We start from the raw sequence: 10,951 nt of genomic DNA, 5'->3' as shown, positions 1-10,951 counted from the left end.
ATGAAAAAAACAAATCTACTTTCACTTCTAATTTTATTTTTTTTGAGCTTATACGCGTGTAAAGACAAAACAGAAACACCTCAAAAAATAGATAGAAAAGCCGTAGTGACACGCCATAATGTTAAAATAACCACTATTGATACGCTCGGGTCTTTAAATGTTGGGAATGGAAAATTTGCTTTTACAGTAGATGCTACAGGATTGCAGTCGTTCCCAGAGTTTTATGAAAAAGGTGTGCCTTTGGGAACACAATCGGAGTGGGGATGGCATACACTTCCAAATATAGAAAACTATGAGTTTAGTGAAACTTTAAAGGGTTACGATTTTAACGGAAATCCAAATAGTTTGTATGCCATTCAGGATAGGGCTAATGATAGAAATATGGCTGCAGCCGATTATTTTCGAGCAAACCCACACCGCCTTCAATTAGGAAATGTTGGTTTAGAAATTCTTAAGAAAGATGGAACCGTTGCTAAACCAGAAGATTTAAAAGACATCAATCAAGAACTAAACCTTTGGACTGGTAAAATTGAAAGTCATTTTACTGTAGAAGGTGTTCCTGTAAAAGTAATAACATATGGAGATTCTAAAACTGATGGTATTGCGGCAAAAATAGAGTCACCATTATTAAAAGAAAACAGAATTAAATTAAAGTTCAGGTTTCCATATCCAACCAACGAATTTGCCGATAGAGGTGTAAATTATTCCAATAGCGAATTGCATCAAACAACTGTAAATAAACAAACAGGAAAAGCATTTGTTTTCAATAGAACTTTAGATAACGACCGCTATTTTGTAGAAGCTAGTTTAAATGCAGAAGCTTCGGTAACAAAAATTGAAGACCATTATTTTACCATGCAACCAGCAGCAGAGGATAGTTTTGAAGTTGCAGTAATCTTTTCACAAGCTAATAATAATGAAGCCATCGCTTTTAACGAGGTTGAAACGAACAGTACAAATACTTGGGAACAATTCTGGCAATCGGGTGGTGCGGTCGATTTTTCAGAATGTACCGATTCTAGAGCTTTTGAAATTGAAAGACGCGTGGTACTATCGCAATATTTAACACGTTCGCAATGCGCAGGAAATTATCCAGTGCAAGAAACGGGTTTAACCTATAACAGTTGGTATGGTAAACCACATATGGAAATGTATTGGTGGCATTCGGCACATTATCCACTTTGGGGAAGAACCGATTTTCTGGAAAAAAGTATAGGTTGGTATTTTATAGCCTATGATAAAGCAAAATTAATTGCAGAAAGACAAGGCTATAAAGGGGTGCGTTGGCAAAAAATGACCGACCATAATGCTGAAGAAGCACCATCGAATGTCGGGTCGTTTTTAATATGGCAACAACCACATGTTATTTATTTAGCAGAATTGATTTATAGAAACAATCCATCAAAAGAAAATTTAGAAAAGTATAAAAAACTCATTTTTTCAACAGCCGATTTTATGGCGTCTTACCCAAATTATGATGCTGAAAACGATAGATATATTTTAGGGAAAGGTATTATTCCAGCACAAGAATGTTTTGATAAATTGGAAACATTCAATTCGCCTTGGGAGTTAGCATATTGGAAGTGGGCATTACAAGTAGCACAGCAATGGCGTGAAAGATTAGATTTAGAACCTGAAACAGATTGGCAAAAAATTATTGATAAACTATCGCCAATGGCACAAAAAGACGGGGTGTATTTAGCGGCTGAAAGTGTGCCTAATTCGTATTCACCAACAAGCGAACATACTATCGACCATCCAGCCGTTTTAGGAGCTTTAAGTGCGTTACCTCAAAATAATTATGTTGATATTACAATAATGAACAATACTTTTGATATTGTAGACAAGGTTTGGACTTGGAACCATACCTGGGGTTGGGATTTTCCGCTAGAAGCCATGACCGCAACTCGACTTAACAGACCAGAAGATGCCGTAAAAGCACTTTTACGAGATGAAATTACTAATACCTACCTACCTGGGGGGCATAATTACCAAAATGAAAGATTAACATTGTACTTGCCAGGAAATGGCGGTATTCTTTCGGCTATTGCACTTATGTGTGCTGGTTATGACGGCAACACTATTGTAAATCCAGGATTTCCAAAAGACGGAAAATGGAATGTAAAATGGGAGGGATTAAAACCTATGCCTTAAACCTTAATCAACTTTTGTCTATTATTTTGGTGTTTAATGAAAATTAACACCAATTAATTTTCATTATCAATTTTATTTATATAATATTGCGTAATCGATTACATGTTATTTTGTGAATAAATTGTAATGTAATAAAGTGTAAAAATAATTTTATGAAAAAGATTAAAGGATTAATGGTTTTTATTTTTTTAGTAGGTTTTCTTGGATGCAGTAGTGATAGTCCTGTAGAAGAAAACTCTAAAAACATTCTGGTAAGCAGTGTTGTTATAAATGGAAGTAATATTGTAGATGGAAAAGCGAAGCAATTAGGATCTGCTGTGCTTCCAAATAATGCTACTGATAGAACTTTAACATGGAGTGTTTCAAACGAATCAATAGCGGTTATCTCAAGTTCAGGGCTTTTAACACCTATGGATAACGGAACGGTAACAGTAACAGCAACTGCAAATGATGCTTCAGGAATTTCAGCAGAAAAAGTTATTACAATATCAGGTGTAACAGGACCACCTGTTTTTGTTGATAGCATTTCTGTTATAGGAACAGATATAACAGATGGAAGTACGCAACAGTTATCTGTACAAATATTACCTGCAAATGCCACCAATAAAATAGTTACTTGGTCGGTATCCAATTCATTTATAGCAGAAATATCGAGTCAAGGGCTGCTAACGCCAAAAGATAACGGTACCGTTACTATTACAGCAACGGCTACAGATGGTTCTGGTAAAAGTGGACAATTTGTTATGAATATATCTGGAGTTACACCTGTGTATGGGACTACGTTAAAAGCAGAAAACATGTTGTTATGGCAACGTAATAATGGTGGTTGGCCTAAAGAACCGTATAATGATTTTTCTGGGTATGATAGGGTGCAAACAAGTGCTGAGGTAACTACAGCAAATAACACTAAAAACAACACAGATACAACAATAGATAATAATCATACGGTTGGAGAACTTAGAGCATTGCTAAGTGCATATAAAGGGACTAATAATCCTGCCTATTTGGAAGCAGCTGAAAGAGGTATAGATTTCTTATTAGAAATGCAATACGATAACGGAGGTTGGCCTCAGTATTATCCGTTAAGAACTAACTATAGCCGTCATATCACCTATAATGATAATGCTATGGGGAATGTTATGAACTTAATGAGAGATATTTTCTTAAAAAGGAACAATTTAGATGTTGTAGACGAAAGTTATGTGGTTGCAGCGCAAACTGCATTTGATAAAGGTATTCAAGTTATTTTAGACACTCAAGTTACAATTAACGGTGTAAAAACAGCATGGTGTGCTCAACATGATGCTATAACTTTAAAACCAGCAGATGCAAGAGATTATGAATTGGCTTCAAATAGCGGTTCTGAATCTGTTGGTATTGTACGTTTATTAATGACTTTAGATAATCCTTCATCACAAGTGAAAGATGCAATTAATAAAGCAGTTGCTTGGTTCGAATCTGTTAAAATAGTTGGTAAAAGTTTACAAAATGTAGGTAATGATAAAGTATTGGTAGACTCTCCAGGAAACGTGATGTGGGCAAGGTTTTACACTTTAGGTAATTATACAGGTCATACATATCAGGCATTATTTAACACATTTGGGCCTAATGAACCTTTTTTCTGTAGTAGAGTTTCAGATGCCGAGGGCGGTGGCCCAAGAAAAACGATTGCTGAGATATCGTATGAAAGAAGAAATGGTTATTCTTGGTATGGCAATTGGCCAGCTAGTTTAATAGGTTCAGAATATAACAGTTGGAAAAATAAACATGGTATTTAATATACTATCATTTATTTGAGTTAGTCACAAAAAGTCACTTATTTTAAGTGGCTTTTTTATTTAGAACTTCCAAGGATTGCAAGAATTGAAAATAGTTTCTAACGTGTAGCTCTTAGCTTCTTTGTCACTTAATTGATGTGACCACTTCACCCTTTCTGTTGGTTTAAAACCTTCTCCATTACATTTATATTCGGCAAAAAATGCTGTTTTTTCATTTTCAGCATTGCCCCAGTTATGCCAAGCTTCTGGCGTAATTTGTTCGGGTAATGTACATCTAATAAACACAGATTTTCCCCAATAACGCCAAGGTCTTCCTAAATAAAGTTTAGTAACAGTGTCATTAGTGGTGATTTTACAATCAAGAAACACAAAACCATAGTTTTTGCCTTTCGTTGTATTAGGAGCTGTGATATAGGAATTAGATTTACAATGGATGGTACAGTCTTTAAAAACGGTAGTTGCAGGGCCAAAAATAAAATCGGTAGTACCTTCAATATAACAGTTTTCAAAAAGTTGTCTGGAATATTCACCACCTAAGTAAATGGTATCTTGGTTTCCAAGAAATTTACAGTTTTTAAATATGGCCATATCAGCATCAACATACAAAGCTACTGCTTGACCAACTGTTCCTGCCGAATTTTCAAAGGTGATGTTTTCAGCTTTAAATCTGTTTCCAGATATTTTAACAGTATGAGAATTAAAAGTGCCTATATGTTTCCCTCTCCCAGAATAGTCGTTAAATGTTATGATAGTTTTATCTACACTTTCACCTATAAAAGTAACATCAGTATTGTTTTCAGATAATTCAATTTTTTCAGTATATATCCCGTTTTTAATATACAAGGTGATGGGTGCTAATGGAAATACACGCATGGCATCTATAGCATCTTGAATGTATTTATAATCGCCGCTGCCATCTTTAGCGACGGTAAACTCATATTTATATTTATCTGGGTTTGATGTTTGTGCTAAAATAGATTGAGAAACGAATGTGAAAACTAAAATTAGTTTAACTATGATTGGGTTTTTCATAAAACTTATGGTTGCCTAATTATTTAAAACTTTGATTAAAAAATTATCTATGTAATTAACGGTTTGGTTTACCCATGGGTGGAATAACCAAAAGGTGTGAATTTCTTCGTTAAATTTATGAACTTCGGTGTAGATCCCCCAATCAGTCATCATGCCAATTAACTCATCTTGACCTGCATGAAACCTTGGAAAACCACTATTTAAAAATAAAATAGGAGGTGATTTTTCATTAGCCCAATAAATACTGGAGGCATCTTTCCATATTTCAGGTTTTTCATAAAATGAACCTCCTAACCATTCAATATCTGGTGAATTATATTTCCTGTTTAAGTTTAAAGATGTTGGTGCCATAAAGTTTACAACCCCATCAATATCAATAATAGCTTGAATGTCGCTAGAAAAGCCAAAATTACCGTGATTACCCTCCTTGTCATCAATACCATTGGTGAGTCCAACGAGCATGGCTAATTGACCGCCTGCAGAACAACCCGATATTGCTATTTTGTTTGTGTCAATCCCATATTTGTTGGCATTGGCTCGCATCCATCTAATAGCACTTTTAATGTTGAAAACTGCCGCAGGGTATTTTGCTTCCATTGAAAGTTGATATTCTACACAAACTGTTACATAACCTCTTTCTGCAAGTTTTTGTGCCATGGGTATTTGTAATGATTTATTGCCTGCGCGCCATCCGCCGCCATGAACCATTATTAATGCTGGATACTTGCCGGATTTTTTAGGATAGAATACATCTACATATAAATCTCTATCTCCATATGGTGTGTTTTTTAAAGTGGTATAAACCACATCTCGTTGTTCATTAACAGTTTTTGGTAACGAATCTTTTGCAGGTTTTATGTAAGGAAAATATTTTATATTTTTTTTGTAATCGGATTTTACATTAAAAGAGGTGTCTCTAGGAATAGTAATTTTAGGGTTTTGAGCATTGATTTGAAACACTGTAAATGCAAAAAAGCAAATAATTACTATAATTTTAAAAGGCTTTTTCATGGAGTTTTTATTTAAATTAAAAATCAGAAAAGATACTATTATAAAAAAAATATTACCTCATGTGATTTACATTTAATAAATTACATGGGTAATATTTCAAAAACTAACTCAAACAAACTAAACTAATTATTGTGGATATCCTGGATTTTGATCCAGATTAGGATTTGCAGATCTTTGTATATTAGGAATTGGGTAAATACCTCTAAATGCCTCAGTTGTGTTTGGCTTAAAGGACCAAGTACCTGTGAAGTATGTTCCGAAACGAATCATATCTCTTCTTCTGTGTCCTTCCCACAAAAATTCTCTTGCTCTTTCGTCTTCAATATCCTTTAAGGTTAAACTACCAAGTGGTGTAGCATTACTGCGTTCTCTCACTTCATTTACCAAACCTAATGATACACTAGGGGTTATATTGCCATCTCTAACTAAAGCTTCTGCTTTTATTAAAAGTATTTCAGCATAACGCATTAAAACAAGATCGTTGTCAGCATTAAACCCAGAGAATGCTGCTCCAATTGGGGTGTATTTAAGTACTTTATATCCCTCATTATCTGCAGCACTTACTAAATCTTGAACAGGAATAATGTCTAACTGTGTGCCGTCCGGGTATGTTAATGGCGTCACACCATCTAAGTAATATTGTGGACCATACTCAATTAATAACAAACGGTTATCTTGGTTTTCATACCTGTTAAGCGCTTCTGGAAATGTACTAAAGCCATTTGCAGGAGTAAATGGTAAGTTGTATTTAGCTTTACCTGGTGAATGATTCGTGTACAATATAAATTGATTGTTCCCTGCATTTTGTGTTGGGTCTATAGAAAATGATGCAATCAACTCCACTGAGTTTTCCTCATTAGTAGATTTAAAATTATCAACCACATCCGCTTCCAAATCGTAGGCGTTTGTATTTATAATGTTGTTACACATAGCGACAGCATCAGACCATCTAGGTGTTCCCGTATACACTTCAGCATTTAAATACATTGACGCTAGTGCACCTTGTATGGCTTCTTTGGTAAATCTTGGATAGTAGCTTGTTCTATTAACCTCGGTAACAGAAGGTAAATCTTGAATTGCTGCTAACATTTCACTCTCAATAAATTCAAACACCTCTGTTCTTGGCCTAGTTGCGGGTAAGTTGTTGGGGTCTATTCTCGCTACTGTTACTATTGGTATATTACCCCAAAGATCCATAGCAAAAAAGTATCCATATGCCCTTAGTGCTCTAGTTTCAGCTATTAAACTTTTTAGGTTTTCCCTGTTGGGAGATGCTTGTAAGCTTTCTAAAACAGCATTTGCTATACCTATTTCTTGAAAAAGTGAGTTCCAGCCTCTATTTACATCTGCATTTACAGGGGTTGTGGTATGTGTAACAATGTCGATAACATCTTGATCAAACCAGCCTCCACTAGCTCTTCCTGGAATAACAAATTCATCTGTTCCATATTCTTGTAGTCTCCAAGGACGATCAATACTGGATACACTAGATAATGCTTGATATACACCAACTACTGAAGATAGTGCTTCTTCTTCTGTATTATAATAAGTGTCTGGAGATAAGCTTCCAAACGCTTCCTCATCTAAATTTGTACATCCGGATAAGCACAATGCAAAAACAAATAAAGTGAATATTAATTTTCTATTATATATTTTCATGATATTAATTTATAATTTAAGTTATTCTTAAAATGATACATTTAATCCAAGGCTAATTGTTTTAGCTTTAGGATAAGCTAAATAATCAACTCCTAGAGGCGCTATACCAGTCCCTGATATGTCTGAATTAACCTCGGGGTCTAATCCAGAATATTTAGTAAATAATAACAAGTTTTGTCCCGTAATAAATATTCGAGCACTAGATAAGGCTGGAATTTTTTCAAGATCAAAATTATAGCCTAATGTGACATTGTCTAAACGTACAAATGATCCATCTTCTATCCAACGAGAAGAATAGCGCTTAGGTTGGCTTCTTAAAACACCACTGGTTAAGGCTTCTTTAAATACATTTCTACCAGGAAGATTACTTAGATATCCAAGGTTATTTCCTGTTAAATTAAATACATCATTACCAACTGACCCTCTAAAATTTAAACCAAGCGTTAAATTTTTGTAAGTAAATGAATTTGAAAAACCAAAGGTGAAATCTGGTTGTGCAGAGCCAATAACTTTATCTTCATCTCCAAGTATTTCTGCACCGTTTTCTATTCCAATAAATTCTCTGCCATAAAAAGTTCCTAGAGCTAACCCTGGTTTAATTAGTTGCGCAAAAATTCCTGATAAACCTTGCCCTTGTAATGGTGCTATTTGAATATCTTTTCCTTGAAATTGATCGTTGGAAAGACTTAAAACTTTATTTCTGTTTCTGCTATAGTTAAATGAGGATGTCCATGTAAAATCATTTTTATCAATAATATCTGCAGAAATTTCTAGTTCTATACCTTTATTTTCAACACTACCAACATTTGCTAACTGCGTGCTAACAGCTGTAGGTGAAGGAACAGGTAAACGTAATAAAAGATCGGTTGTTTTCTTTCTGTAATAATCTATACTTCCTCGAATTTTACCATCAAGTATAGTATAATCAACACCAGTATTAAATTGAGATGTTTGTTCCCATTTTAAGTCTGGGTTGGCGTATTGTTGTGGTAATACAGTAGTAACTCTTTGCCCACCTACTATGTAACCTGCATTAGTAGCACCTAGTGTGGTAAGAGAGTTTAAATTTCCTATTTCTTGGTTTCCAGTGATACCATAACTAGTTCTTATTTTTAAATCGGAAATTGTATTTGATTTAAAGAAGCCCATATTTGAAACTCTCCAAGCCAAAGAACCCGAAGGGAAAACACCCCATTGGTTTCCAGAACCAAATCTACTAGAGCCATCTCTTCTAACAGTAGCGGTAGCTAAAACCTTATCGTCAAAATTGTAATTAACTCTTCCATACATTGAGATTAAAGTATTGCTACCTTTAAATGTAGAAACATTACTTATTGTGCTTGCAGCTTGTAAACTATACCATTTGAATTCATCTGATAAGAACCCTGAAGCTACATTCCGTAAACCTTCATTTATAAAATACTGCCAAGAATAACCTGCAATAGCATCAACATTATGTTTGCCAAAAGTATTATTGTACCTTAAAATGGTTTCAATTAATTTACTATAATCTTCTAGTTTTTGAACACTAGCATAACCACCAAAACCTTCTCCTAATGGATTTGTTTTGTTGATGTATGAGTTTCTGTTTATAGCTTGGCGTGTATAGCCTAAGTTAATATTTACACTTAAGGGGTCTGTAATATTATAAGTTGTAGATAAATTACCTATCAGCCTATTGTTTGTTACTTCATCTATAACATCATTTGCAAATGATATTGGATTAACCCTGTATGGAGGAACATGGTTGTAGTTCCCATCAGCATCATAAATTGGATAGGTAGGATTAAAAACATACGACTCATAATTTATACTAGTTCCAACTTCACTTCCTACAGTGTTAGATACTGGTGAGTTATTTGAAAACGTGTTACCATAGTTAAGTCTTAAATCAAAAGTTAATTTATCATCTAGAGCAGAATGGTTGACATTAATTCTTGCATTAGCTCTTTCTAGTTCAGAACCATTTAAAACACCTTCTTGATTACCATAACCCAATGATGCTCTATAATTTGATTTTCCAGATCCACCAGAAAATGATAAATTATAATCTTGAGTTTGTGCAGTTTTGTAAATCTCATCTTGCCAATTTGTGTTTGCTCCTAAGTCTGAATAAGCTAGCCCTAAATCATCATTGATTTGCCGGTATTCATCAGCAGAAAGAACATCTAGTTTTTTGGCAACTGTCGAAATACCTCCTGTTACGTCAAGAGTAACCTTTAAATTTCCTGAGCTTCCTTTTTTAGTAGTGATAACAATAACGCCATTGGCACCTCTAGATCCATAAATAGCTGTAGAAGAGGCATCTTTTAAAACCGTAATGGATTCAATATCATTAGGATTTATTGTCATTAAAGGATTGGTAGGTTCTTGATCGAAAAAATCTGTTCCATTGCCTCTAATATTAGCAGAACTTACACCAGCTGTTGTGGAAATTGGTACACCATCAATAACATATAAGGGATCATTTACGCCAGTTAAAGATGTACCTCCACGCACTCTAACCGTATTTGAACCTCCTGGTTTTCCACTATTTTGTGCGATAACAACACCAGCCATTTTTCCTTGCATAGCTTGTTGTGCACTTAGTTGCGGACCTTTATTAAAATCTTCAGACTTCATTGATGACACAGAGCCTGTTACATCTTTTTGCCTTTGCGAACCGTAACCTACAACTACAACTTCGTCTAATTTTGCAACATCTTCTTTTAAACTAACATTAATAACAGTTCTGTTAGCAATAGCTACCTCCTGGGTGATAAAGCCTATAAAAGAAAATACCAAAATAGCATTAGAATTTTCAACTTTAATGTTATAGTTTCCATCAAAATCGGTTTGGGTTCCATTAGAAGTCCCTTTAATAAGAATATTCACACCTGGAAGTGGTTGCCCATTTTCGTCCTTTACTGTACCTGAAATTTGTAAGTTTTGAGTTTTTTTATTTTCTAAGATGGAGAAAAAAGTATCTGGTGTTTTTTTCTTAATAACGATGTTGTTCTTATTTGTAATTTCAAATAGAACATCCGCACTAGAAACGCTTTGTTGAAGCAATGTGTTTGCCTCAATAATTCCTTTTTTTAATTGAACTTTAGGCAAGTTTTTAAACAAATCTACTTGGTAAATAAATTTGTAATCTGTTTGGTCGCTAATTATTCTAAAAACATCATCAATGGTAGCTGTTTTATCTGTGTCTATAACAATTTTAACATTTTGTGATAAAATGTTATTTGGTGTAAAGCCAAACATTGAAAAGAAACATAGAAAAATGAATGTTCTCATAATAATCATTAATAACCGCTTTCTAAATAGAAAGTAAG

General features: G+C 34.3%; 6 protein-coding genes. 2 read left to right on the top strand and 4 right to left on the bottom strand.

Annotation, left to right across the window (positions count from 1 at the left end):
- Complete coding sequence (locus tag VP395_RS05660; protein WP_346240776.1) at positions 1–2,154, top strand: hypothetical protein; 2,154 nt, start codon at positions 1–3, stop codon at positions 2,152–2,154.
- Between the two features lie 152 nt (positions 2,155–2,306).
- Positions 2,307–3,932, top strand: coding sequence for a pectate lyase (gene pelA, locus VP395_RS05655; RefSeq protein WP_346240775.1), 1,626 nt, complete (start codon positions 2,307–2,309; stop codon positions 3,930–3,932).
- Positions 3,933–3,992: 60 nt separating this feature from the next.
- Here pelA and VP395_RS05650 read toward each other — a convergent pair whose 3' ends face one another.
- From VP395_RS05650 to VP395_RS05635, 4 genes are all read right to left on the bottom strand, one after another.
- Positions 3,993–4,964, bottom strand: a complete 972-nt coding sequence (locus VP395_RS05650; RefSeq protein WP_346240774.1) for a pectinesterase family protein — start codon at positions 4,962–4,964, stop codon at positions 3,993–3,995.
- A 15-nt stretch (positions 4,965–4,979) separates the two neighbouring features.
- Positions 4,980–5,975, bottom strand: coding sequence for an alpha/beta hydrolase fold domain-containing protein (locus VP395_RS05645; protein ID WP_346240773.1), 996 nt, complete (start codon positions 5,973–5,975; stop codon positions 4,980–4,982).
- Positions 5,976–6,101: 126 nt separating this feature from the next.
- Complete coding sequence (locus VP395_RS05640) at positions 6,102–7,634, bottom strand: RagB/SusD family nutrient uptake outer membrane protein (protein ID WP_346240772.1); 1,533 nt, start codon at positions 7,632–7,634, stop codon at positions 6,102–6,104.
- A gap of 27 nt (positions 7,635–7,661) precedes the next feature.
- A complete protein-coding gene (locus tag VP395_RS05635) occupies positions 7,662–10,913 on the bottom strand; it encodes a SusC/RagA family TonB-linked outer membrane protein (RefSeq protein ID WP_346240771.1) in 3,252 nt (1,083 codons plus the stop codon).
- Between the last annotated feature and the right edge of the window lie 38 nt (positions 10,914–10,951).

Source organism: Mariniflexile soesokkakense (genome assembly GCF_039650365.1).
Taxonomy (GTDB): domain Bacteria; phylum Bacteroidota; class Bacteroidia; order Flavobacteriales; family Flavobacteriaceae; genus Mariniflexile; species Mariniflexile soesokkakense.
Note: the sequence above shows the minus strand (reverse complement) of the source record. Positions and strands in the feature narration are given on the sequence as shown.

Excerpts from the sequence above, each read along its gene's own strand:
- VP395_RS05635 (WP_346240771.1), bottom strand. The coding sequence starts at position 10,913 with ATGAGAACATTCATTTTTCTATGTTTCTTTTCAATGTTTGGCTTTACA.
- VP395_RS05645 (WP_346240773.1), bottom strand. The coding sequence starts at position 5,975 with ATGAAAAAGCCTTTTAAAATTATAGTAATTATTTGCTTTTTTGCATTT.
- VP395_RS05650 (WP_346240774.1), bottom strand. The coding sequence starts at position 4,964 with ATGAAAAACCCAATCATAGTTAAACTAATTTTAGTTTTCACATTCGTT.
- VP395_RS05640 (WP_346240772.1), bottom strand. The coding sequence starts at position 7,634 with ATGAAAATATATAATAGAAAATTAATATTCACTTTATTTGTTTTTGCA.
- VP395_RS05660 (WP_346240776.1), top strand. The coding sequence starts at position 1 with ATGAAAAAAACAAATCTACTTTCACTTCTAATTTTATTTTTTTTGAGC.
- pelA (WP_346240775.1), top strand. The coding sequence starts at position 2,307 with ATGAAAAAGATTAAAGGATTAATGGTTTTTATTTTTTTAGTAGGTTTT.